We start from the raw sequence: 24,174 nt of genomic DNA, 5'->3' as shown, positions 1-24,174 counted from the left end.
CTCGCTCCTGGTCACGTCGTCTCGGGTCCTTCTATGCGTGCAGGTTTGGCGCGGCGATCGGCATTGTGGCTCTTGTCGCGCCCTGGTGCCAGGAGTAGCGTCAGTCCTCTCGGGGCCAGGCACCCACCCGGAGGTGGCGACCATGGAGGATTCGGCCCAGACCGATGGTGCGCAGGTGCCGGTCATGCTGGTCGTCACAACCGATCCGGTCACGCGTACGATCCTGGCTGAGGAGTTCCACCGTCGCTACGGGGTGGATTACGAGGTGGTGGTGTGCGACCACTACGACCACGCCGAAACGGTGTTGCAGGAGTTGGCACGCTTGGGTCGGGGAGTGGTACTCATCGCCGGCTGCTACGGTCCGGCGGACCGCCAGGGCCTGGGCTTCCTCGGGCGCACCTACGCCACCCATCCAGCGGCCAAACGCGTGGTGGTGGTGATCTGGGGCGACTTCGCCAGTGCCGCCACGGTGTTCCAGGCCGTGGGCCAGGGGCACGCGGACCTGGTTGTCGTGCGCCCCGAGCGCCCGCGCGATGAGGAGTTCCATGGCGCGATCACCGACGCCCTGGACGACTGGTACCTGGCCCACGGAGTCGGTTTCGAGGCGGTCCGGCTGATCGGCAGGCAACAAGATCGGCGCACCCACACACTGCGGGATATGTTCGGGCGCAACCACATCCCGGTGGGCTTCTATGCGGTGGAGTCCGCTGCCACCGAGCGGTTAGTGGCAGGCCTGAACCTGCAGGGTGCGGAGTTGCCGATCGTGGTGCTGCAGTTCACCTCCCCGCCCACGGTGCTGACCAACCCCAGCGACCTGCAGATCGCCGACGCCTTCGGCCTGACCGGCGCGCCCCCGGTGAACAAGGTGTTCGACGTGGCCATCGTCGGTGCCGGACCTTCCGGGCTGGCCGCCGCGGTCTACGCCTCATCCGAAGGGCTGAGCACCTTGGTCGTGGAACAACAAGCCGTCGGCGGCCAAGCCGGAACCAGTTCACTCATCCGCAACTATCCGGGCTTCTCCAGCGGGGTGAGCGGTGCGCACCTGGCCTACCGCTCCTTCAAACAGGCCTGGAGTTTCGGCACTGAATACCTGTTCATGCGCCAGGTCACCGGCCTGAAAACGGAGGAACACGTGCACTCGGTCAGGCTCTCGGACGGCACCCACATCCGGGCCCGCAGCGTGATCGTGGCCACTGGCGTGGACTATCGCCTCCTGCCGGTGCCCGAACTGGAGGCACTGGTCGGTAGGGGAGTGTTCTACGGCGCGGCGGTCGCCGAAGCACCCCCCATGACCGGCGAGCGGGTCGTGGTGGTCGGCGGCGGGAACTCCGCGGGGCAAGCGGCCTTGCACCTTGCCCGGTACGCCCGGCAGGTGGACCTGCTGGTCCGCGGCCCGAGCCTGGCCGCCAGCATGTCCCATTACCTCATCGACCAACTCACCGCGACGCCGAACGTGACCATCCGCTATCGCAGCGAGGTGGTCGGTGCCCGGGTGGTGGACGGCTGCCTGGCGGCACTCACCGTCGCGCGCGCGGAGCCTGCTGCGGGGCTCCCTGAGCCCTCCGAGCAAGAGATCGAAGCCGTGGGGTTGTTCGTGCTCATCGGATCAACGCCACGCACCTCCTGGCTGCCGCCGGACGTGGCCCGCGATGGCGCAGGGTTCGTGCTCACCGGAAGCCTCACACCGCAACGCTCGGCAGCACCGGCACCAGAGCCATCACCCTCACCCGCGCCATCACCCTCACCCGGGCCCGCGCCGTCGTCATTGGAGACGACCATGCCCGGGGTGTACGCGGTAGGCGATGTGCGGTCCGGGTCCATCAAGCGCGTCGCGACCGCCGTGGGGGACGGTGCGGCTGTGGTCGCTCACCTGCACACCTATCTGGCGAGCCATCCCATCCCACAGCCCGCCGATGTCCCCGCGCACTGAATCCCCCGTCCTCCCCGCGATGCGAGTGTTGCTGTACGTGGCTGCCTTCCTGGTGTTCCTGGCCGGGCTGCAGTTGTTCCTCTTCCCGGAACGGACCGACTCCTGGTTCGCCTGGACCATTGACCCGCCAATGACGGCGGTGTTCCTGGGCGCGGCCTACTGGTCCAGTGCCGTGCTGGAGGTCGGCGGGGCAAGATCGGTGACCTGGCAGCGGGCGCGGTTGTCGGTGTGGCCGGTGTTCCTCTTCACCACCCTGACGCTGGTGGTCACGCTGGTGCACCTGGACCGCTTCCACCTGGGCCCGGCCCATCCGCTCGGTGCCCGGGTGGTCACCTGGGCTTGGCTGGCTATCTACGTGTGGTGGTGCCGATAGCAATGGTCCTCATCGGCGTCCTGCAGGCCCGGGCGGGCCGGCTCCCCACCAACAGCGCGCCTGGCGGTGGCGTCCCGCCGGCCACCAACAGCACGCCCGACGGTGCCGGCCCGCGCCCGGCGTTGCCGGCCCCGGTGCGGCACCTGCTGGAGGTGCTGGCGCTGATCATGCTCACCGTTGGCGCGGCGCTCCTCGTGGCCCCACTGTGGGCCGCGGCGTGGTGGCCCTGGGACCTGACTGCCCTCACCGGGCGTGCCGTGGGGGCGTGGCTGGTGGGCCTGGGCTCGACGGCCGCCTACACCCGGCTACGGGGCCGGCGTAACACGGTGGGGGCGGTGGGGGCGACTGCGGTCAGTTTCGTGGCCCTCCAGTTGATTGCCCTGATCCGGCACGGCGATGACCTGCGCTGGACCGGCCTGCCCGCTGCCGGAATCATCCTGGTGCTGGCGGTGCTGGGAGTCACCGGGATCTGGCTGCTCGCCCTGTCCGGTACGGCACGAGCGGGTCGACCGAACCGGCCGGTGCACCAGCGGCCCAAGCACGGCAGAATCTGACGTTGGCGACGCGGATACCACGACGTAATCGATGTCGGCACGAGCTGGTTCATCAGGACCGGGCGCACAATGAGCAGATCCTGATCAGGATGGACCGCTGCGGGCCGCTGCCGGTGATACGAGCCACGCCAAGCCGTTAGGTGCCAGGGCTGCAGCCACGTTAGACTGAAACCTGGCATTGACCCGGCTATCACCGGTGAGCCATCCGGAAGAACGGGCCCCGCGGGTGCGGAGCCTCATTAGACCCGGACGGGACGGCCCGTCACAGCCGGGAACGAGTGGTCGCAGGCGCGGGCCGGCGGCAATCGAGGTGGTACCGCGGGGCTTCCCGAATCCGGGTGGCATCGTCCTCGCACGAAGGCGACGAGGAGAAGGACCCCGATGGCGCAGCAGGCAGGCGAGCACCAGGCCAACCAGCACCAGGCCAACCACTACCCCCGGCACAGCGATACCTCTGGTGTGCCCGCCTCCCCGGACCTGCCCGCCCTGGAACGACAGGTGCTGGCCTACTGGGAGGACGACGACACCTTCACCGCCTCGATCGACCAGCGCGAGGCAGGCACCGACGGCGCCAACGAGTACGTCTTCTACGACGGCCCGCCGTTCGCGAACGGCCTGCCCCACTACGGCCACCTGCTCACCGGCTACGTCAAGGACGTGGTGCCCCGGTACCAGACCATGCGGGGCAAGCGGGTGGAGCGGCGCTTCGGATGGGACACCCACGGCCTGCCCGCCGAACTGGAGGCGATGGACCAGCTCGGGATCAAGACCAAGGACGAGATCCTGGACATGGGGCTCGAGGCGTTCAACGCCGCCTCGAGGGCCTCGGTGCTGAAGTACACCGACGAGTGGCGCGACTATGTGACCCGCCAGGCCCGGTGGGTGGACTTCGACAATGACTACAAGACGCTCAACCCCGACTACATGGAGTCGGTGCTGTGGGCGTTCAAGCAACTCTGGGACAAGGGCCTGGTGTACGAGGGCTTCCGGGTGCTGCCCTACTGCTGGAACGACCAGACACCGCTGTCCAACCACGAGTTGCGCATGGACGAGGACGTCTACCAGTCCCGCCAGGACCCCTCGGTCACCGTCGGCTACCGCCTGGAGACCGGCGAACTCGCGCTGGTCTGGACCACCACCCCCTGGACGATGCCTTCCAACCTGTTGGTCGTCGTCGGGGAGGACATCGACTACATCGTCGTCGAAGCCCCGCACCCGGGCGATGACTCGCGCACCGAGCGCTACATCCTGGCCGAGGAGCGCCTGGAGGCCTACGCCCGGGAGCTGGCCGGCGGCGACGCCGACCTGGCCCGCTCGCGGATCGTGGACCGGCTCAAGGGCGCCGACCTGGTCGGGCGGTCCTACACCCCGCCGTTCACCTACTTCCAGGGCCACGAGGGGGCCCACCGCATCGTGGCCGATGACTACGTCACCACCACCGACGGCACCGGGCTGGTGCACAACGCCGGCGCCTTCGGTGAGGAGGACAAGCAGACCACCGACCGCGAGGGCATCGAACCGGTGCGCCCGGTGGGCACCGACGGTGCCTTCACGCCCCCGGTGGACGAGTACGCCGGGATGCTCGTATTCGACGCCAACCTGCCCATCATCGAGCACCTCAAGGCCGCCACCACCGGGCACGGTGACGCCGGGTCGGTCACCCCCGGTACGGTGCTGCTGCGCCGGGAGACCTACGACCACTCCTACCCACACTGCTGGCGCTGCCGTCAGCCGCTGATCTACATGGGCGTCTCGTCCTGGTTCGTGGAGGTGACGAAGTTCAAGGACCGGATGGTCGAACTGAACCAGCAGATCACCTGGGTGCCCGAGCACGTCAAGGACGGCCAGTTCGGCAAGTGGCTCTCCAACGCACGGGACTGGTCGATCTCGCGTAACCGGTTCTGGGGCAGCCCGATCCCGGTGTGGCGCAGCGACAACCCCGACTACCCCCGCACCGACGTGTACGGCTCGTTCGAGGAGATCGAGCGCGACTTCGGGCGCCTGCCCCGCAATGCCGAAGGCGAGGTGGACCTGCACCGTCCGTTCGTCGACGAACTCACCCGGCCCAACCCGGACGACCCCACGGGCTCCTCCACCATGCGCCGGATCGAGGACGTGCTCGATGTGTGGTTCGACTCCGGGTCGATGAGCTTCGCCCAGGTGCACTACCCGTTCGAGAACGCCGAATGGTTCGCCCGCCACTTCCCGGCCGACTTCATCGTGGAGTACATCGGCCAGACCCGCGGTTGGTTCTACACCCTGCACATCCTGGCAACCGCGCTGTTCGACCGGCCGGCGTTCTCCGCGTGCGTCAGCCACGGCATCGTGCTGGGCAACGACGGGCAGAAGATGTCCAAGTCGCTGCGCAACTACCCGGACGTTCGCGAGGTCTTCGATCGCAACGGCTCCGATGCGATGCGCTGGTTCCTGATGGCCTCCCCGATCCTGCGCGGCGGCAACCTGGTGGTCACCGAGGACGGCATCCGTGACGCGGTGCGCACCATCCTGCTGCCGTTGTGGAGCACCTGGTACTTCTTCAGCCTGTACGCCAACACCACCAATGACGGCGCGGGATACCAGGCCAAGCCCGTCACCACCGAGCGGGTGGCGCAACTGGGGGAGATGGACCAGTACCTGCTGGCCCGCACCCACGACCTGGCGCTGGAGGTCACCAAGGCGCTGGACGTCTACGACATCGCCGGGGCGGCGGAGTCGATCCGCGACCACCTCGATGTGCTGACGAACTGGTACGTGCGCACCCAACGCGACCGGTTCTGGGCCGAGGACGCCGACGCCTACGACACCCTGTGGACCGCACTGGAGGTGCTGTGCCGGCTGATGGCACCGCTGGCCCCGCTGGTGACCGAGGAGATCTGGCGCGGCCTGACCGGTGCGCGGTCGGTGCACCTGACCGACTGGCCGGTGCGCGACGGTAGCGGCATCACCGGATCGGTCGGCGGTGCCGTGGTGGAGGACGGCCTGGTTCCCAATGCGGACCTGGTCGCGGCGATGGACCAGGCCAGGACTGCGGTCTCGGCCGCCCACGGCATGCGCAAGGCCCACCAACTACGTGTCCGCCAGCCCCTGCGGCGGGTCTACATCGCGGTGCAGGAGCCCGAGGCTGTCCAGCCCTTCAGCGGCTTGATCGCCGAGGAGCTCAACGTCAAGGAGGTCGAACTGCTGCTTGCCGGAGATGAGGCGGCACACCGGTTCGGGGTGACGACCCGGTTGAGTGTGAACGCCCGGGTAGCCGGACCGCGCCTGGGCAAGGACGTGCAGACGGCGATCAAGGGCGCCCGTGCCGGGGACTGGGCCGAGCAGGACGGCACCGTCGTGGCCGGCGGTATCGAACTGCACGACGACGAGTACGAGTTGGTCACCCAGGTAGCCGAGGACGCCGACGGCCGGCAAGCGGTGGCGATACTGCCCGGCGGCGGATTCGCGGTGCTGGAACTGGCACTGGACGATCAGTTGCGTGCCGAGGGTTACGCCCGGGACGTGGTGCGCCAGGTCCAGGACGCCCGCAAGAGTGCGGGGCTACACGTGGCCGACCGGATCACGCTGACGCTGACCCCGCCCGCGCAATGGTCGGCAGCGGTGCAGGCTCACGCCGACTTCATCGCCGCCGAGACGCTGGCCACCTCGGTGCAGGTCCACTCCGGCAACGGCGCGGACCTCGGGGTGGACCTGGCCCGGGATGAGGAGTGGGGCGCATGAGCCGATCGCCAGCAGTTCCCGGCCCGGATCGACCCGGGACCGGAGAAGATGCCGCACCGGTGGATCCCGCACTCGCCGCCCGCGCCGAGGAGATCTATCAACAGATCGTCCAACGCAGGCCCGAGCACGACATCGAGCCCACCATCGAGCGGGTCCAGATGCTCACCGACCTGCTCGGACGCCCGCAGGATGCCTTCCGGGTGATCCAGGTGACCGGCACCAACGGCAAGACCTCCACCGCTCGGATGATCGAGCAGCTCCTGCGGGAAGCAGGTCTGCGTACCGGACGGTTCACCTCCCCGCACCTGCACACGGTGCGCGAGCGGATCAGCATCGACGGCGAGCCGATCTCGGTGGAGGCGTTCGTGGCCGTGTGGGAGGACGTGGAGCCGTATGTGCAGATGGTCGATGCACAACTCGCCGAGCGGGGGGAGTCCCGGCTGAGTTTCTTCGAAGTCCTCACCTCGATGGGCTATGCCGCCTTCGCCGACGCCCCGGTTGAGGTTGCGGTGGTGGAGGTGGGTCTGGGCGGCCTCTGGGACTCCACCAACGTTGCCGACGCCGAGGTGGCGGTCTTCACCCCGATCGCCCGGGACCACCAGCGCTGGCTGGGGGAGACCTTGGAGGAGATCGCCGAGGTCAAGGCCGGCATCATCAAGGAGCGCGACCCCGAAGTGGTGGTGATCAGCGCCGAGCAGACCGAGGAGGTCGCCTCGATCATCGCCCGCACCGCCGTCCGGCGCCGGGCCCGGGTGTTGGCCCAGGGTTTCGACCTGGGGATCGCCAACCGGGCTGTGGCGGTGGGTGGCCAGTTGCTCGACCTGAGCAGCGCCGGGGCCCTGTACACCGAGATCTTCCTGCCGCTGCACGGCGCACACCAGGCACAGAACGCGCTGCTGGCGCTGGCTGCGGTGGAATCCTTCTTCGGCGGCGGGGCGCTGGACGGCAGCCTGGTCGAGGCAGCCTTCGCCGCGGTGACGTCACCGGGACGGCTGGAACTGGCTCGATCAAGCCCGGCGGTGCTGCTCGACGCCGCACACAACCCGGCCGGGGCGAAGGCGCTGGTCGAGGCCCTGCAGGAGGCCTTCTCCTTCACCCGCCTGGTCGGGGTGGTGGGCATCATGGCGGACAAGGACGTGGACGGGATCCTGGTCGAACTGGAACCGGCGCTCGATGAGGTGGTGATCACCCAGTCCACCTCGATGCGGTCGATGGATGCCGAGGACCTGGCCGAGATCGCCCGCGACATCTTCGACCCCGATCAGGTGCACGTGGCCCCGTTCGTGGGGGATGCGATCGCCCTCGCCGCGGACCTGGCCGAGCAGGGCCAGGTGGACCAGATTGCTTCCGGCACCGGTGTGCTGGTGACCGGATCGGTGATGCTGGCCGCGGACGCGCGCGCGATTCTCGGCCACGGGTGAGAGGCCGCGCCGGTCGTGTGATCAGTACGTCCTGAGCCCGCGTGCCCGGAACTGCCCGCGCACTCGCTCGATCAGTTCCGGGGACGGCGGGCAGGTATCGGCCAATTCATACGGCAGGCCCAGCGAGACCCACTTGTCCCTGCCCATCTGGTGGAACGGCAGCACCTCCACCCGGGCCACGGACGACCACGGCGCGACCTGAGCCGCAACCTGATCAACGTTCTGCGCGTCGTCGGTCAGGCCCGGGACCAGCACGAACCGCACCCACATCTGTACCCCGGCAGCGTCCAGCCGGGCACCGAACCGCAGCGTGGGCGCCAGTGATCCTCCGGTGACCCGTCTGTAGGTCTGCTCGTTGCCGGACTTCACATCCAGCAGCACCAGGTCGATATCGCCCAGCATCTCCTCGCCGCACACAGAACCGAGGAACCCCGAGGTGTCGATAGCGGTGTGCACGCCCATCTGCCGCGCCCCCGCCAGGATCCGGGCGGCGAAGGCCGGCTGCATCAGCACCTCCCCACCGGAGAGGGTGAGTCCGCCGCCGGTCGCGGCGAACACGGCGCGGTACCGGCGCACCAGCGCCAGCACGTCGTCGGCCCGGACCGCTTGTTCCTCGCGCATCCGCAGCATGTCCGGATTGTGGCAGTACAGGCAACGCAGTGGGCAACCGGACAGGAAGACGACCAGCCGGGTACCCGGCCCGTCCACCGCGGTGGACAACTCCCAGGAATGCACCGTACCCAACTCGCCGGAGCGCATGCCGGCCTCCAGGTCACCGCCCGTCAGGTCTCTGGTCGGAAGTCCGTTCAGACCGGCGCCGGCCAGCCGCTCGCGCGGGGCGTCCGGGTACGGCGGGCCCACCGGGGCGGGAGTCTGCGGGACCAGCGCGGGCGTCATCGTTCACCTCACGAGGATGTGTGGAAGGTCCGGGACAGCACATCCATCTGCTGCTCACGGGTGAGTTTGACGAAGTTCACCGCGTAGCCCGAAACCCGCACGGTCAGGTTGGGATAGTCCTGGGGGTTGTCCATCGCGTCCTGGAGGGTGGCCTTGTTCAGCACGTTGACGTTCGCGTGGAACAACCCTGAGCCGAAGCCGGCGTCCAGAATCCCGACCAGGTTCGCGACCTGCTCGGCCTTCGTGTGCCCGAGTCCGGCGGGAGTGATGGTGTTGGTCAGCGAGATTCCATCCAGCGCATCGGCGTAGGGCAGTTTCGCCACCGACAGCATCGAGGCGACCATTCCGTGGGTGTCCCGGCCGTTGCCCGGGTTGGCGCCGGGGGAGAACGGGGTGCCCGCTCGGTGCCCGCACGGGAACGAGCCGGTGGCCTTGCCGTAGACGACGTTGGAGGTGATCGTCAGCACCGACTGCGTGGGCACCGCATCGCGGTACCGGGGCAGAGCACGGATCTTGTTCATCACCGTCGTGACCACCAACCGGGCGAGATCGTCGGCGCGGTCGTCGTCGTTGCCGTACCGGGGGAACTCACCCTCGGTCCGGTAGTCCACGATCAGCCCGGACTCATCGCGGACCGGGGTGACGCTGGCGTACTTGATCGCTGCGAGGCTGTCCGCCACGATCGACAGTCCGGCGATCCCGCAGCCCAGGGTCCGCACCACCTCGGTGTCGTGCAGTGCCATCTCGATCGCCTCATAGGCGTACTTGTCGTGGCTGTAGTGAATGATGTTCAACGCTTCCACATACGTCTCGGCGACCCAGCCGAGCATGGCCTCGAACGCGTCCCACACCTGCTCGAAGTCCAGCGGCGCCGACCCCCGGGTCGGCTCGAATCCGGGCACCACCGGCTGACCGGACACTTCGTCCCGGCCGCCGTTGAGGGCGTACAGCAACGTCTTGGCGATGTTCATCCGGGCGCCGAAGAATTGCATCTGCTTGCCGATGCGCATCGCCGAGACACAGCACGCGATCGCCGCGTCGTCACCGAAATGCTCTCGCACGTGGTCATCGCAGATGTACTGCAGGGAGGATGTCTCCACGCTGATCGCCGCGGCGAACTCCTGGTACGGTCCGGGCAGTTCCTCGTCCCACAGCACCGTGATGTTCGGCTCCGGTGCCGGGCCCAGGTTGCGCAGCGTCTGCAGCAGCCGGAACGAGGTCCGGGTGACCGTTGTTCGCCCATCCTCACCGAAGCCACCGTCGGTCCAGGTGGCCCAGTAGGGGTCCCCGGAGAAGACCTGATCGTAGGCCTCGGTGCGCAGGAAGCGCACGATCCGTAACTTGATCACCAGCGCATCGATGAGTTCCTGTGCCTCGGTCTCGGTCAGCACCCCCTTCGGCGAGGTCACGTTCGATGTAGATGTCGAAGAACCCGGAGAGCCGACCGAAACTCATCGCGGCACCGTCCTGGGACTTGATCGCCCCCAGGTAGGCCAGGTACGTCCACTGCACCGCCTCCCGGGCATCGGCGGCCGGCCGGGTCAGGTCGAACCCGTACTGGTGGCCCAGCGTGATGAGTTTGCGCAGTGCCCTGATCTGCTCGGCGTGCTCCTCGCGGGACCGTGCCCACTCCTCGGAGAATCCCTGCCCGGCCTGATCGGCCAGCGCCTGCTGCTTGTGCGCGATCAACGCATCGATGCCGTACAGCGCCACCCGCCGGTAGTCACCGATGATCCGGCCCCGCCCGTAGGAGTCCGGCAACCCCGTGATCAGGTGCACCGAGCGTGCCGACCGGACGCGCGGGGTGTACATGTCGAACACGGCGTCGTTGTGGGTCCTGCGGTACCGGGTGAAGATCTCCTTGATCCGTTCATCGACCTCACCGCCCGCTTCCTCGATCGCGGTCTGCACCATCCGCCAGCCGCCGGCCGGCATCATCGCCCGCTTCAGGGGCACATCGGTCTGCAACCCGACGACGACGTCGTCGTCGCCGCTGATGTAGCCGGGGCCGAAGGCGTCGATGTCCGCCGGGGTGCTGGTGTCCACGTCGTAGACCCGCCGGCTGCGCTCCACCGACAGGTAGTCCCGTTCCAGGGTGGCCCACAGCCTGCGGGTCTTGTCGGTGGAGCCGGTCAGGAACCCGGGATCGCCGTGGTAGGGCCGGTGGTTGCGGGTGAGGAAGTCGCGCACGTTGATCGTGTGCGTCCATGGCCCCTCGTAGAACCCGCGCCACGCGGGTTGGAGTCCGGACCGGACCGTGGTCGTGGTCATAGTTCACATCCCAGGTTGAGTGCCGCACGGCCAGGCTACGGCGAGCGATGGCCGCATCCCTGGGACCAACGGCCCGCCCAGGAGGGGGCGGGCGCACGGGGTGGTTCAGGGGGCCGTGTGTGATCTGCGCGGTCCCCAGCGCAGTAGTGCCTCCAGGGGGCCACGGCCCACGAAGTGGCGCCACAGCGTGGCCGCAACGACCAGGACCAGGGCGAGCGCCACCGTCGTCAGCGCACCACCGATCAGGGTGTGCGGGCCGGGGCGTACGAACACCGCCAGGAGCACCATGTGCGCCACGTACACGGTGAGGGCCATCTGCCCGGTGGCCACCAGCGGCCACGACGCCCCACCCAAGGCGGGTTGCACCAGGAGCGCCAACCCCAGCACGAACACTCCTGCTGCCGTGCCGGCCACCAGCCACAGCGGCATCTGCGAGTGGGCACCCCCGGAGATTAGCCGTTCGGCGCCCAGGGCCTCACCCGCAGGGCCCACGGCCGCCTCCAGCACCCGCGTGAGCACCTCGGCGGCCACGGCCACCACGCCGCCGAGGGTGAGCAGGCGCAACTGCACGTCTCGATCACCCAGGCGCAGGCGCCCCAGCCACATCCCGAACAGGAACGGGGCCAGCCACGTCAGCATCGGGTAAGGCCCGGAGGCCACCGTGGACACGAGGATCTGAAGGGGCGGATCCAGCACAGTGGCCGGCTCCCGGTCGAACTCGGCGCCACCGGACTGCATCACGAGCCACAACACCGGCCCCGCCAACGTGACGCCACCGGTGCCTGCCAGAAGGAGCCAACTGGGAGCGCGCACGAACAACAGTGCCACGACGAACAGCGCAGCGTAGGTGGTCAGGATGACGTCGATCTCGTGGTCGAGCAGTTGGGTGCTGAGTCCGATCAAGCCCAGCAGAACCGCCCGCCACAGCACCTGCTGCCACGGCACCGGACCACCCTGGCGGGCCCGGCGGGTGAGCAGGGTGTAGCCGATTCCGGCCAGCAGCACGAACAGCAATGAGGCCCGTCCGTGCGGGAGCACCAGCAACTTGCCCGTGATCCCGGAACCGTCCAGCGGGCCCACGTTCACCGCGAGCATGCCCAGAATCGCCAACGCACGGGCGGCATCCAGGCCCTCGACCCGGCGCCCGGAGGATTCCGCGGTGGGAGAGTGCGCGCTCCCGCCGGGCTTCCCCAGGTGCGAATCCGGTGCCGAGTCCACCGATTCAATGTAGCCGTGGCCCCCTGGCGCTGCCCGTTCAGGCACGCCGTTGCCGCAGGGGCTGCTGACCCGGCCCGACACGCGAGGACGTGACCGGGCGGGTACGGTGGCAGCCGATCGACGGGAAGGACCTGGCCATGTCCCGACAACTCACCATCACCGTGGCGGCCGCGGCCCTGCTGCTGGCCGGCTGTTCGGCGGCGCCGGAAGACGACGTCCAACCGACCCCGACCACGGAGCAGCCCGCCCCCACCGACACCGACGAGCCGACCGACGAACCGTCCGAGCCCACGCAGGAGCCCGAGCCGGAGCCGGAGCCGGAGCCGGAGAGTCCATTGGCCCAGTACGGCATCAGTGCCGCTCACCCACTGGCAGCGGCCGCGGGGGAGGAGATCTTCGATGCCGGCGGCAACGCCGCCGATGCGATCGTGGCGGCTGCCTTCGCGGTGTCGGTGGTGGAACCGTTCGCTTCCGGGATCGGTGGCGGCGGTTCGGCCATCGTGGTGCCCGCCGAGGGGGAGGCGCAGGCCTACGACTATCGCGAGGTCGTCCCGAACTCGGGGACGATCGGCGCCGGTGGAGCCGGAGTTCCGGGATTCGTGGCGGGCCTAGGTCATCTGCACGAGGAGTACGGCGAGCTGGAGTGGGACCAGGTACTGGCTCCGGCCATCGACCTCGCCCGGGACGGTTTCGAGGTCAGCCCGTTCCTGGCGTTGCGGATGCGCTCGGACTACGGGCCGGAGGCGATCAGCGGCCTGGAGCACTACGCCCCCGGCGGGCAGCCTCTCGACCAGGGCGACCTGTTGGTGCAGGCCGACCTGGCTACCACCATGTCAACCATCGCCCAGGAGGGCCCGGATGCCTACTACACCGGCTCCCTGGCGCAGGATCTCAGCGTCGTCGACGGCCTGGACGCACAGTCGCTCGCCGACTATGAGGTGATGACCTCCTCACCGGTGCGCGGGGAGTTCGCCGGGTACGAGGTGCTCGGTCCGGCGCCTCCGCTGCCCGGGGTGTCGCTGATCCAGATGCTGCAGATCGCCGAGGCCGGGGGGCTGGACGGCACCGAACCGGGGTCGGCTGCGTTCATCGAACTGATCGGCCGGGGCTGGGAGTCCGGCTACGAGACCACCACCACGGTGCTGGGCGATCCGGCGTTCGTGGACGTGCCGGTGGACGAACTCACCAACGCCCAGGCCAACGCCGGACTGGCCGGTGGCACCGTTCAGCCGCCCACCTTCGGGCCTCCCGATCCGGGAACCGCCGGCAACACCACCCACCTGACCGCCGTGGACCCCGACGGGCTGCTGATCTCCATGACGAACACGATCACGAGTTTCTGGGGCTCCCAGCAGCACGTCGGCGGGTACTTCCTGAACAACCAACTCACCCGGTTCGACGCCATCGGCACCACCGCGGCCAACCAGCCCGAAGCGGGCAGACGCTCCGTGAGTTGGTCCCTGCCCGCCGTCGTCGTCGACGCCGAGGGCAGAGCGGTCCTGGGAATCGGCACTCCCGGCGCCGAACGGATCCCGCAGGTCCTGGCCCAGGTGATCAGCCGCTGGGCGGTGCATGACCAGACCCTGACGGAGGCCACCGAGGCCCCGCGGTTCTCCTACGAGGACGGTCAGTTGCTGCTCGAGGCCGAACCCTCCGCCGGGTTCGCCCAGGGGGTGAGCGGGTCCTACGAGGTGGTCCCGCCGGAGTGGGCCTACTTCGGTTCCCTGCAGGCTCTGGAGGTCGACTATGACACCGGGGAGGTCACCGGACCGGTCGACGAGCGACGGGAGGCGGCCGTGGTTATCGGAGCGCCTTGACCGGCCCACCGCTCATCGGTAGACCAGCCGACGCAGGAGGGTCTCGGCCGGTCCGCGGTACTGCCGCCGCTCCCACAGGTAGGCCAGCGCAGCCAGTACGGCCCAGGTCGCGATGGCCAGGCCCGCCGCCGCAGCCGAACCGATCGTGGCGCCCAGACCCAGGCCCCAGGCCGTCAGTACCGGAGCCAGCAGCACCGACTGGCCCAGATAGCTGGACAGGGACCGCTTGCCCACCGCGGCCACCGCCACCACCGGCAGGCTCGAGGCCACCGGGCGATTCTGGATCCGGTAGGCGATCAGGGTGAACAGAGCCACGTAACCCAGGCCACCGAAGACGTTGGTGAGCATCTCCACGCTGCCGAAGATCCACGAGACGTGATCACCTACCTGCAGCGCGCCCACGTGATACAGCGCGTGCGGAATGCCACCACCGAAGGCCACCCCCAGGCCGATCACCGCGGTACGGCGCAACAAGGGCAGGTGCGCCCCGGGGTTCTCCAGGATCCCCCGCCGAGCGGCCCAGAGGGCCAGCAGGATCATCACCGGCACCACCACGTTGACGAACGCCTGGGTCAGCAACGTCACCGGCCAGCCGGCGGCTCGCATCAGTACCGATGTCACGTAGTTCGACTCCGCGCTGACGGCCACCCCCATCCCGTAGAACTCCGCGCCGAAGGTCTCCTCGGCAGCCATGTCGGTGGGCACGAACGGCAGACTGATCAGCGACACCACCGCCGTCAGCGCCAGCAGCCCGGTGATCACAGCAGCCCAGACGATCAGGGTCCTGTCCCTGCGGCGGAAGAACAGCGCCACCAGCACCAGCCCGGCCAGGCCGTAGGCGCTGACCACATCACCGACCCACAGCAGGGCGGCGTGGAGGAAGCCGAAGGCGATCATCCACAGGTGCCGTCGCCGCAACAGTCGCCGCGCCGCGCCGTCATCGGCTCCGGCTTCGCGCTGCCGGCGGTAGAGCTGGACGATGCCGTAGCCGAACAGGAACGCGAACAGCGGGTAGATGCGCCCGTCCACGGCCACGATCATCACCGCTTGCACGGCCCGGTCCAGGCCGGACCCCTCCACCGGGTGCATCGTGGTGGTGCCTTGGGTGGACCCGTACAGGAACCAGGGGACGTTCGCCAGGGCGATCAGCAGCAGCATCGCCCCCCGGGCCAGGTCCGGGGCCAGGGCACGTTCGCCGGAACTGACCGGGCCCCGTGGCGCGGGGATACTGGTTCGCGGTGTACGGCTCATGCACGAGATCGTGGCAGACGGCCCGGATCAGCACATCTGACGCCTGTCACCAATGCACGCGTGGGCGGTTCGGCTGGGAGGATAGGGGTGCGATCTGGCCAAGCCGGTCCATCCGGTCCACAGTGGGACGTAACACTCCACGGCGCATCCAAGGAGCCCTGATGAAGAAGCTGATCAATCACGCCGACGACATCGTCGCCGAGAGTGTCACCGGGTTCGTGCGCGCTCATGCCGACCTGGTCAGCGCTGGTGGTGGGCAGGACGCGCTCTTCATCCACCGGCGCGGTGGTGCCGTGACCGGCAAGGTCGGGCTGGTCAGCGGAGGTGGTTCCGGTCACGAACCGTTGCACGGGGGTTTCGTGGGGGTAGGCATGCTCGACGCCGCCGTGCCCGGGGCCATGTTCACCTCACCCACCCCGGACCCCGTCCTGGCTGCCACCAGGGCCGCCGACGGCGGCGCCGGGGTTCTGCACATCGTGAAGAACTACACCGGGGACGTGCTGAACTTCGAGACCGCGGCCGAACTGGCCGAGATGGAGGGACTCGAGGTGGCCTCGGTCACTGTCGATGACGACGTGGCGGTGCAGGACTCGCTGTACACCGCCGGGCGTCGCGGGGTCGCCGGTACGGTGCTGGTGGAGAAGATCGCCGGCGCCGCCGCCGAGCGCGGTGAGAACCTGGCATCGGTGGTCGCGATCGCTGAGCGGGTCGTGGGGAACGTGCGCACGATGGGGGTGGCGCTGAGCGCGTGCACGGTCCCGCACGCGGGCCGGCCCTCCTTCGACCTGGGCGGTGGTGAGATCGAGATCGGGATCGGCATCCACGGTGAACCGGGGCGCGAGCGTCCCGATGGCCGGTGCCGATGAGGTGACCGACCTGCTGCTGGACGCGGTGCTGGCCGACATGGACCTCCAGGCCGGGGAGCAGGTGTTGCTGCTCGTGAACGGGATGGGCGGGACGCCCCTGAGTGAGCTCTACATCGTCTACGGGCACGCCCGGGAACGGCTGGAGGCAGCCGGGATCACGGTGCACCGGTCCCTGGTCGGCAACTACGTGACCTCCCTGGAGATGCAGGGCGCCTCGGTCACGGTGCTGCGCCTGGACGAGGAACTGACCGGCCTCTTCGACGCGCCGGTCATCACTCCGGCCCTACGGTGGGGTGCCTGATGAGCACGTTGGATGTGACCTGGGCCAGGGCCTGGATCCGCGCCTGCGCCGAGGACGTGGCGAACCACCGGGTGGCGCTGAACGAGTTGGACCGGGCGATCGGGGACGGTGACCACGGGCAGAACCTGGACCGGGGACTGAGTGCGGTGACGGCCACGTTGGCGCAGACCACCACCGACACTCCCGGGGAGGTGTTTCGCCTGGTGGCCTCGGGGTTGATGTCCGCGGTGGGCGGGGCGGCCGGCCCGCTGTACGGGACCGCATTCCTGCGTGCTGCCAAGGCCGCCGGGGCCGGAAACCTGGACGCCACCGGGCTGGCCCGGGTGCTCGCCGCCGCCGTACAGGGAATCATTGACCGCGGAAAGGCCGAACCGGGCGACAAGACCATGGTGGACGCCTGGTTGCCGGCCGCGAATGCCGCCCGCGCGGTGGCCGAGGAGGGTGCAGACGTGACCCAGGTCCTCGACGCGGCCGCCGCTGCCGCTGCGCAGGGGGCCAGGGATACCGAGCCCTGGGTCGCGCGCAAGGGCCGGGCCAGTTACCTCGGCGAGCGGGCTAGGGGGCACCGGGATCCCGGGGCCCAATCCAGCGCCCTGATGCTGGCCGCGGCCGTACCGGCGAGCCTGGCCGGAGCAACGGAGGCCACCGATGGTTGAGACCGCACTGGTGTTGGTCTCGCATTCGGGGCAACTGGCCCGTGGTTGTGCCCAGGTCGCCGCGCAGATGGCGCCGGATGTGACCATCCTGGCGGCAGGAGGCACCAGCGAGGAGGGTATCGGCACCAGTTACGACCTGGTGGAGTCCAGTGTCCGGCGCGCGCTCGCCGATGGCGCCGGGTACGTCGTGCTGCTGGCCGACCTCGGCTCGGCGCTGCTGACGGCGGAGTCGGTGCAGGAGATGCTCGCGGACGAGCGCGTACTCATCGCCCACGCCCCGTTCGTGGAGGGCGCAGTCGCAGCGGCGGTCTCGGCCCAGTCCGGCGCCGACGGGGAACAGGTGCGTGCGGCAGCCCACGACGCCATCGACACATTCGGCCCACCGGAGGTGCAGGGGCCCGGGTCCGCACCCGGGAACGCAGCAGATGACGAGGCAGCCGTCGGCGAGGACGACACCGGGGTGACGATCGAGCGCACCCTGACGGTGCGCAATCGCCTCGGTCTGCACGCGCGCCCGGCGGCGATGCTGGCCCGACAGGTCGCTGAGTTCGATGCCCGGGTCAGTATCAACGGCGTCGACGCCACCAGCGTGCTCGCGTTGATGGGCTTGGGCCTGACCGGGGGGGCCAGAATCGACCTGGTCGCCAGTGGCGCACAGGCCGAGCAGGCGGTGGAGACCATCACAGCAGACGTGGAGGCCGGCTTCGGGGAGGAGTGAGGCACCGGCCGCAGAACTCTCGTGGCGCTCGCGGGCAGGCGTGGGCATGCCGGCACCGGCAGTATCTTGGGGGGATGAACAGTTCCGGCGCCACCCAGGCCGGCCAGACCGCACCGGGCGAGCGACCCAGACGGTCCGCCCGGGCGATCTTCTGCACAACCGTGCTCACCCTGGAGGCGTTCGTGGTGCTGTTCGCCACCCTGGTGGGTATCGGCCTGGACCTGGGCGAGCCGGTGCTGGTCTGGAGCGTGGGCGGGGTGAGCGCGCTGGCCTGCCTGGTGCTCGCCGGACTGGCGCGCACCGCATCGGACGCATCCTGGGGTCGGTGATGCAGGGACTGTTGATCGCCTCCGGTCTGATCATCCCGATGATGGTCGTGGTCGGCATCATCTTCGCCGTGATATGGGTGGTGGCGCTGCAGCTGGGCCGGCGGATCGACGTCGAGCGCGCCGAGCGCGACGAAGCCGAGCGGGCCGGCGCCGCACCGGCGCAGGACCAACCCGCCGGGGGAACCGACGCCGGCTGAGTCGGCACACTGCGCCCTGGCCAGTAGTGTGTGCATCCATGAGCCTGAACACCGAGCGCACCCTGGTCATCATCAAGCCCGACGGCGTGCGGCGTGGCCTGGTGGGTGAGATCCTCCGGCGGATCGAGGCCAAGGGATACACCCTGGCCGCCGCGGAGTTGCGCACCGCCGACGTGCGCCTGCTCGCCGAACACTACGCCGAGCACGAGGGTAAGCCCTTCTACGGCCCGCTGATGGACTTCATGAGTTCGGGCCCGCTGTTGGCCGCGGTAGTCGAGGGCCAGCGCGTGATCGAGGGGTTCCGCGCCCTGTGCGGGGCGACCGATCCCACGGCCGCCGCACCCGGCTCGATCCGCGGTGACCTGGCCCGGGACTGGGGCCTGAACGTGCAGCAGAACCTGGTGCACGGCTCGGACTCACCGGAGTCGGCGGCTCGGGAGATCGCCCTGTGGTTCCCTGACGGCGCCAGCGCCTGAACCAACCGCCAGTCCACCGGGCCGCCTACCCGTATCGGGGCAGGCGGCCCGCCTCATGGTGATCTGTGAAGCATCAGGCGGTGGGCGCCTTCATCTTGCGCTTGGCCAACTCCACGGCCTGGTCGAACTCTTGCTCCAGGTTGGGGTTGGCCTTGTAGGTCAACTTGCTGACCACAACGGAGACCAGGACGTTGAGGAGGAACCCGGGCACGATCTCGTACAGGGAAGCGCCGAAGATCTCCGGTCCGAAGGAACTCCACAGGAATACCGTCACCGCACCGGTCACCATCCCGGCCAGCGCGCCCCAGTTGGTCAACTTGCGCCAGAACAGCGACAGCAGGATGGCCGGTCCGAAGGAGGCACCGAACCCGGCCCAGGCGAAGGCGACCAGGCCCAGGATGGTGTCACCGGGATCGATCGCCAGGATGATCGCGATGATGGCCACCGCGAACACGACTACCCGTCCCAGGATCATCAGGTGCCTGGGGGAGGAGTCCTTCTTGAACACCCGGTAGAGGTCCTCGACGAACGCCGAGGAACTGACGATCAACTGGGAGGACACCGTGGACATGATCGCCGCGAGCACCGCGGCGAACACGAGGCCGACCAGGAAGGGGTGCATCAGGATCTGCGACAGGGCCAGCACCACGTGCTCGGCGTTGTCCAACGTGAGGTCACTGACCTGGAAGTAGGCGATGCCGGCCAACGCCGTGACGGTCGCACCGAACAGGGAGATCACCATCCAGCCGATCCCGATCCGGCGCGCGGAACCGGCGGAGGCGGCCTCGCGCATCGCCATGAACCGCACGATGATGTGCGGCTGACCGAAGTACCCCAGTCCCCACGCCAGTGCTGAGATGATGGCAACCGTCGCCCCACCGGTGACGGCCTGCCCGGCGGTGAAGGACAGGGCGCCCGGCTCGGCCGCGCGGATGGCGTCCAGGGTGTTCCCGAAGCCACCGACGGCGAAGATGGTGAGCACCGGGACGATCAACAGAGCCAGCATCATCAGGGTGCCCTGCACCACATCGGTCAGGGAGGCGGCGAGGAAGCCGCCGATGAGGGTGTAGGCGAGGGTCACCGCGGCAACGATCAGCATCCCGGTCATGTAGGAGGTGTCGAAGGAGACGATGAAGAATTCGCCACCCGCCACCATCATGGAAGACACGTAGAAGGTGAAGAAGATGAGCACAATGACACCCGAGGCGATCCTCAGCGCGCGGGATGTGTCATGCAGCCTGTTCTCGAAAAAACTCGGAATAGTGATCGAGTTCTTCGCCACTTCGGTATAGGAACGCAGCCGGGGGGCCACGAACTTCCAGTTCAGATAGGCGCCGATGGTCAAACCGATCGCAATCCAGGACTCGATCAGCCCGGCAACGTAAATTGCGCCGGGCAGGCCCATCATGAGCCAGCCCGACATATCGGAGGCACCGGCGCTCAGCGCTGCCGTCGTCGGACTCAACTTGCGCCCGGCGATCATGTAATCCTCGTGATCGGCCGTCTGCCGGAAGGCGTAGACGCCGATCCCGATCATTGCTGCGAAGTAGAGGAGCAGGGCGATGATTTGGAATGTTTGATCAGACACTTCGTGGCCCCTTTGCCAATTGGGTGATGGTGGGTGATGAAGGAATCCTGGTTATTGTCGAATCAGCCCGAGACACCCCCCGGGCACCGGCACGGATGCTGGAATTCTGTGCGGTCGAGGCGTTCCGAAGCGATGTGCGGTGATTGAAACAGCCTGTTCCCGCAAGAATGTCAGTAACTCTACTCGTCCGGCGCTGACAACAGGGCCGGAATAGATCGCCAGTAGCGGGGAGCCGTCCGTGGCCCGGGCCAGGTCGCTACCGGAACCGCCGATCAGACGAACCCGCCCGCCGACGCGGGCCAACCCGTTCGCCCGGGCGTGCCAGGCCCTGGCGTCCTCGTGGAAGACGTCGATGCCGAGTTCGCCTACGTACGGCTGCAGTGCGGGTGCGACGTCGGTGGCCGAACTGACCGTCACGTGTGCGCCGCTGCGAGCGGCGGCGGCCAGGATGCGCAGCAGATCCCGCAACCGCTCGCTCTCGAACCGCACCGTCACCGGCGTGGGGTGATAGCGCAGGGCGTTGTGTTCACTCTGCAGACCGGTGGCATCGCGCACGATGCCGAACTCCTGCTCCCAGGCGTTCACGTCGGTGTGCAGGGCACCGGCGAGCCAGTCCCGGTCCTCCTGGGAGATCCCGGCATCCTCCGCCGCGCGTAGTGCGCGCAGGCTGACCGGATCGGTGACGTCGGTGGCCGTGACCTGCCGATCGGCCCAGGTGCCGAAGGACACCAGATAGTTGGGGCCCCCGGCCTTGGTGCCGTTGCCCACGCTCGACTTCTTCCACCCTCCGAAGGGCTGGCGCTGCACGATCGCACCTGTGATCCCGCGGTTGACGTAAAGGTTGCCGGCCTGGACGCTCTGCAACCAGGTATCGATCTCCTCGGAATCGAGGGAGTGCAGACCCGAGGTCAGCCCGTACTCGACCTCGTTGACCATCTCGATGGCCTCGGTGAGCGTCTCGGCGGTCATGACGCCCAGGATCGGGCCGAAGTACTCGGTCATGTGGTACTCCGAGCCCGGGGCCACCCCGGCGCGCACCCCCGGGCGCCACAACCGGCCGTCGTCGTCGAGTTTCCTGGGCGGCAGCACCCAGTTCTCACCCGCACCCAGCGTGGTCAGACCGCGCTGTAGTTTGCCCTCCGGCGGGGCGATGACCGGGCCCACCTGGGCACGCTCCTGCCACGGCATGCCCACCTCCATGGAGGTGAGCATCGAGAAGTTGGCGGTGGAAGCGTGCGGAGGTGGCCACCGACCCCACCAGGATCACCAGAGAGGCCGCCGAGCACTTCTGTCCGGCATGACCGAAGGCGGAGTTGGCCACCTCCTTGGCGGCCAGATCCAGATCGGCACTGGGTGTGACGATGATCGCGTTCTTCCCGCTCGTCTCGGCCAGCAACTGCAGGTCCGGGCGCATCGAGCGGAACAGTTCGGCCGTCTCGTAACCACCGGTGAGGATCACCTGGTCCACCAGGGGATGTGAGATCAACTCGGTGCCCAGATCGCGCTCGCTGAGCTGGACGTACTGGAGCACGTCCTTGGGCACACCGGCCTCCCACAGGGCCTCCACCATCACCGCGCCGGTGCGCTTGGCCTGCTCGGCGGGCTTGATCACCACCGTCGAGCCGGACGCGAGGGCGGAGAGGGTGGATCCGGCCGGGATCGCGGCAGGGAAGTTCCACGGGGGTGTGACCACGGTCAGATCCGAGGGGGTGAAGGCGGCTCCCTCCACCTGCTCCAGGCGCCGACCGGACTCGGCGTAATAGTGCGCGAAGTCGATCGCCTCGCTGACCTCCGGGTCGCCCTGCTCGATCACCTTGCCGCATTCGGCCCCCATCACCTCCAGCAGGTCTGCCCGGCGTGCCTCCAGGGCGTCGCCGGCCCGGTGCAGGATCTCGGCCCGGGCGCCGGCACCCAACTCCTGCCAGCCCTTGGCGGCGGAGCGGAGGGTGCCGATGACCTCCTCCAGCGCCTCCCGGGTGGTGAGCAGCCCGGCTTCGGCGGTCTCCACCCCGAGTGTGCTGGAGGCCATCCGGGACCGGATCTGCTCGGCCCAGTCGCGGTTCGCGGCCACCGAACTGTCGGTATCGGCCGCGTTGCGGAACCCCTCCCGCGGACCGGCGGGCTGGGGCCGGCTGCGATCCTGGTCCCGGTTCGGTGCCGGCACTTCGGTGGGCATGATCGCCAGGGAGTCCATGAACCGCGTGCGCTCACGCTCGAACAGGGACTCATCGCTTCTCAGGTCGAACACTGCGGACATGAAGTTCTCGTCCGAGGCGCCCTCGTCCAGGCGTCGCACCAGGTAGGCGATCGCCACGTCGAACTCCTGCGGGTGCACCACCGGGGTGTACAACAGCAGGTTGCCGATGTCCTTACGGATGGCGGCAGCCTCTGCGGTGGCCATGCCCAGCAGCATCTCGATGTCCACATCGGAGGTGCAGCCTCGGCGCTCGGCCAGCAACCAGGCCAGGGCGAGGTCGAACAGGTTCTGCCCCGCCACGCCCACCCGAACCGCGCGGGTGCGAGAGGGGTGCAGGGCGTAGTCGAGGACCGCCTTGTAGGAGGCGTCGGTGGCCTTCTTCGAGTCCCAGGTGGCCACGGGCCAGTTGTGCACCTCGGCGTCGACGTGCTCCATCGGCAGGTTCGCACCCTTGACCACGCGGATCTTGATCGGTGCGCCACCGGCGTCCACCCGGGCGCTGGCCCACTCCTGCAGGTGCATGGTCGCGCCCAGGGCATCGGGCAGGTAAGCCTGCAGCACGATGCCGGCGCTCAGGTCGGTGAACTCCGGCCGGTCGAGCAGTTGCGTGAACACGGCGAGAGTGACGTCGAGGTCCTTGTACTCCTCCATGTCCAGGTTGATGAACTTGGGCCCGCCCGGGGCGGTCCGAGCCAGTTCGAACAGCGGCACCAGTGCCTGCACGGCCCCGGCCACGGCCTCATCGAAGGACCACGGGCTGTGCGGGGCGACGGTGGAGGAGACCTTGATCGAGATGTAGTCGACGTCGTCACGGGCCAGCAGGCGCCGAGTGCCCTCCACCCGCCGAGCCGCCTCTTCCTTGCCCAGGATGGCCTCGCCGAGCAGGTTGATGTTGAGCCGGGCACCGGGCTGCTTGGCGCGGATCTGCTTCAGCGCCGGTCCGAGTTTGCGTTCGGAGGCGTCCACCACCAGGTGGCGCACCATCTGGCGCAATGAAGCCTTGGCGATCGGGATGACGATGCCGGGGGCGACCGTGCTCAGGGAGGCGCCCAGGCGCACGGCGGTGCGCAGCGGCCAGGACAGGAACCGGGGGATGAGTGGCACCAGGGTCTGCAGGTGCCGCGCCGCGGCGTGGGGGTCCTCGGGACGAATCACCCCGTCGACGAATCCGACGGTGAAGGCCAGACCGTTCTCATCGCGCAGCACATCGGACAACCGCTTGGCGGCGGCGTCGACGGGTTCGTCGCGGCTGGCGTGCAGCCATCGTCGCACCAGTTCCACCGCTTCGTCGGCCAGTGCCTGGTCAATACCGGGTGTTGACTGCTCGTTCACGTTCTGACCTCCACGTCCAGGTCGGACTCGGTTGCGGGCCGGTCATCGGCTTCGAGCGGGTAGCC

13 protein-coding genes and 4 pseudogenes are annotated in these 24,174 nt (G+C 68.7%); 11 read left to right on the top strand and 6 right to left on the bottom strand.

What is annotated here, in order from left to right:
- The first annotated feature begins 142 nt into the window (after nt 1–142).
- From ACRRRO_RS21200 to ACRRRO_RS21180, 5 genes are all read left to right on the top strand, one after another.
- Nucleotides 143–1,930, top strand: coding sequence for an FAD-dependent oxidoreductase (locus ACRRRO_RS21200; RefSeq protein ID WP_434080811.1), 1,788 nt, complete (start codon nt 143–145; stop codon nt 1,928–1,930).
- A 19-nt stretch (nt 1,931–1,949) separates the two neighbouring features.
- Nucleotides 1,950–2,303, top strand: a complete 354-nt coding sequence (locus ACRRRO_RS21195) for a hypothetical protein (protein ID WP_434080810.1) — start codon at nt 1,950–1,952, stop codon at nt 2,301–2,303.
- A 2-nt stretch (nt 2,304–2,305) separates the two neighbouring features.
- A complete protein-coding gene (locus ACRRRO_RS21190) occupies nt 2,306–2,857 on the top strand; it encodes a hypothetical protein (RefSeq protein WP_434080809.1) in 552 nt (183 codons plus the stop codon).
- Between the two features lie 381 nt (nt 2,858–3,238).
- On the top strand, nt 3,239–6,574 hold the full coding sequence (ileS, locus tag ACRRRO_RS21185) for an isoleucine--tRNA ligase (protein ID WP_424797310.1): 3,336 nt from the start codon (nt 3,239–3,241) through the stop codon (nt 6,572–6,574).
- The gene (locus ACRRRO_RS21180) at nt 6,571–7,995 is read left to right on the top strand and encodes a bifunctional folylpolyglutamate synthase/dihydrofolate synthase (RefSeq protein WP_424797309.1); all 1,425 of its coding nucleotides are present in this window, start codon (nt 6,571–6,573) and stop codon (nt 7,993–7,995) included. The genes ileS and ACRRRO_RS21180 overlap by 4 nt, the downstream gene beginning before the upstream one ends.
- A 21-nt stretch (nt 7,996–8,016) precedes the next feature.
- Here ACRRRO_RS21180 and pflA read toward each other — a convergent pair whose 3' ends face one another.
- The 3 genes and pseudogenes from pflA to ACRRRO_RS21165 form a co-directional block, all read right to left on the bottom strand.
- Complete coding sequence (pflA, locus tag ACRRRO_RS21175; RefSeq protein WP_424797308.1) at nt 8,017–8,892, bottom strand: pyruvate formate-lyase-activating protein; 876 nt, start codon at nt 8,890–8,892, stop codon at nt 8,017–8,019.
- 8 nt (nt 8,893–8,900) lie between these two features.
- Nucleotides 8,901–11,163 (bottom strand): annotated as a pseudogene (gene pflB, locus ACRRRO_RS21170) (formate C-acetyltransferase).
- A 105-nt stretch (nt 11,164–11,268) separates the two neighbouring features.
- Nucleotides 11,269–12,381 carry a DUF418 domain-containing protein gene (locus ACRRRO_RS21165; protein ID WP_424797306.1) on the bottom strand — a complete coding sequence of 371 codons (1,113 nt, stop codon included), beginning with the start codon at nt 12,379–12,381 and terminating at the stop codon, nt 11,269–11,271.
- Nucleotides 12,382–12,518: 137 nt separating this feature from the next.
- Here ACRRRO_RS21165 and ACRRRO_RS21160 point away from each other — a divergent pair, with 137 nt between their 5' ends.
- On the top strand, nt 12,519–14,198 hold the full coding sequence (locus ACRRRO_RS21160) for a gamma-glutamyltransferase (RefSeq protein ID WP_424797305.1): 1,680 nt from the start codon (nt 12,519–12,521) through the stop codon (nt 14,196–14,198).
- Between the two features lie 12 nt (nt 14,199–14,210).
- Here the strand turns inward: ACRRRO_RS21160 and ACRRRO_RS21155 are convergent, their stop codons facing one another.
- Nucleotides 14,211–15,449 carry a DUF418 domain-containing protein gene (locus tag ACRRRO_RS21155; RefSeq protein ID WP_424797304.1) on the bottom strand — a complete coding sequence of 413 codons (1,239 nt, stop codon included), beginning with the start codon at nt 15,447–15,449 and terminating at the stop codon, nt 14,211–14,213.
- A gap of 161 nt (nt 15,450–15,610) precedes the next feature.
- On the opposite strand from ACRRRO_RS21155, the pseudogene dhaK reads away from it, so the two are divergent.
- From dhaK to ndk, 5 genes and pseudogenes are all read left to right on the top strand, one after another.
- A pseudogene (dhaK, locus tag ACRRRO_RS21150) lies at nt 15,611–16,616 on the top strand (dihydroxyacetone kinase subunit DhaK).
- Entirely contained in the window at nt 16,616–17,272 is a 657-nt protein-coding gene (dhaL, locus tag ACRRRO_RS21145; RefSeq protein ID WP_424797302.1) for a dihydroxyacetone kinase subunit DhaL, read from the top strand. Before dhaK ends, dhaL begins: the two are co-directional and overlap by 1 nt.
- The gene (gene dhaM, locus ACRRRO_RS21140) at nt 17,265–17,990 is read left to right on the top strand and encodes a dihydroxyacetone kinase phosphoryl donor subunit DhaM (RefSeq protein WP_424788423.1); all 726 of its coding nucleotides are present in this window, start codon (nt 17,265–17,267) and stop codon (nt 17,988–17,990) included. Before dhaL ends, dhaM begins: the two co-directional genes overlap by 8 nt.
- Before the next feature lie 74 nt (nt 17,991–18,064).
- A pseudogene (locus tag ACRRRO_RS21135) lies at nt 18,065–18,516 on the top strand (DUF4233 domain-containing protein).
- Nucleotides 18,517–18,554: 38 nt separating this feature from the next.
- Nucleotides 18,555–18,992: a nucleoside-diphosphate kinase gene (ndk, locus tag ACRRRO_RS21130; protein ID WP_424797300.1), complete on the top strand. Its 438-nt coding sequence runs from the start codon at nt 18,555–18,557 to the stop codon at nt 18,990–18,992.
- A 73-nt stretch (nt 18,993–19,065) separates the two neighbouring features.
- Here ndk and putP read toward each other — a convergent pair whose 3' ends face one another.
- Entirely contained in the window at nt 19,066–20,580 is a 1,515-nt protein-coding gene (gene putP, locus ACRRRO_RS21125) for a sodium/proline symporter PutP (RefSeq protein ID WP_424797299.1), read from the bottom strand.
- Between the two features lie 51 nt (nt 20,581–20,631).
- Nucleotides 20,632–24,109 (bottom strand): annotated as a pseudogene (locus ACRRRO_RS21120) (bifunctional proline dehydrogenase/L-glutamate gamma-semialdehyde dehydrogenase).
- Nucleotides 24,110–24,174: the final 65 nt, after the last annotated feature.

Source organism: Sanguibacter sp. Z1732 (genome assembly GCF_051020515.1).
Classification (GTDB): domain Bacteria; phylum Actinomycetota; class Actinomycetes; order Actinomycetales; family Beutenbergiaceae; genus CALKWS01.
Note: the sequence above shows the minus strand (reverse complement) of the source record. Positions and strands in the feature narration are given on the sequence as shown.

What these genes read in the sequence shown, in the direction of transcription:
- ACRRRO_RS21200 (WP_434080811.1), top strand. Translation starts at nt 143, where the DNA reads ATGGAGGATTCGGCCCAGACCGATGGTGCGCAGGTGCCGGTCATGCTG.
- ACRRRO_RS21195 (WP_434080810.1), top strand. Translation starts at nt 1,950, where the DNA reads ATGCGAGTGTTGCTGTACGTGGCTGCCTTCCTGGTGTTCCTGGCCGGG.
- ACRRRO_RS21190 (WP_434080809.1), top strand. Translation starts at nt 2,306, where the DNA reads ATGGTCCTCATCGGCGTCCTGCAGGCCCGGGCGGGCCGGCTCCCCACC.
- ileS (WP_424797310.1), top strand. Translation starts at nt 3,239, where the DNA reads ATGGCGCAGCAGGCAGGCGAGCACCAGGCCAACCAGCACCAGGCCAAC.
- ACRRRO_RS21180 (WP_424797309.1), top strand. Translation starts at nt 6,571, where the DNA reads ATGAGCCGATCGCCAGCAGTTCCCGGCCCGGATCGACCCGGGACCGGA.
- pflA (WP_424797308.1), bottom strand. Translation starts at nt 8,892, where the DNA reads ATGACGCCCGCGCTGGTCCCGCAGACTCCCGCCCCGGTGGGCCCGCCG.
- ACRRRO_RS21160 (WP_424797305.1), top strand. Translation starts at nt 12,519, where the DNA reads ATGTCCCGACAACTCACCATCACCGTGGCGGCCGCGGCCCTGCTGCTG.
- ACRRRO_RS21155 (WP_424797304.1), bottom strand. Translation starts at nt 15,449, where the DNA reads ATGAGCCGTACACCGCGAACCAGTATCCCCGCGCCACGGGGCCCGGTC.
- dhaL (WP_424797302.1), top strand. Translation starts at nt 16,616, where the DNA reads ATGAGCACGTTGGATGTGACCTGGGCCAGGGCCTGGATCCGCGCCTGC.
- dhaM (WP_424788423.1), top strand. Translation starts at nt 17,265, where the DNA reads ATGGTTGAGACCGCACTGGTGTTGGTCTCGCATTCGGGGCAACTGGCC.
- ndk (WP_424797300.1), top strand. Translation starts at nt 18,555, where the DNA reads ATGAGCCTGAACACCGAGCGCACCCTGGTCATCATCAAGCCCGACGGC.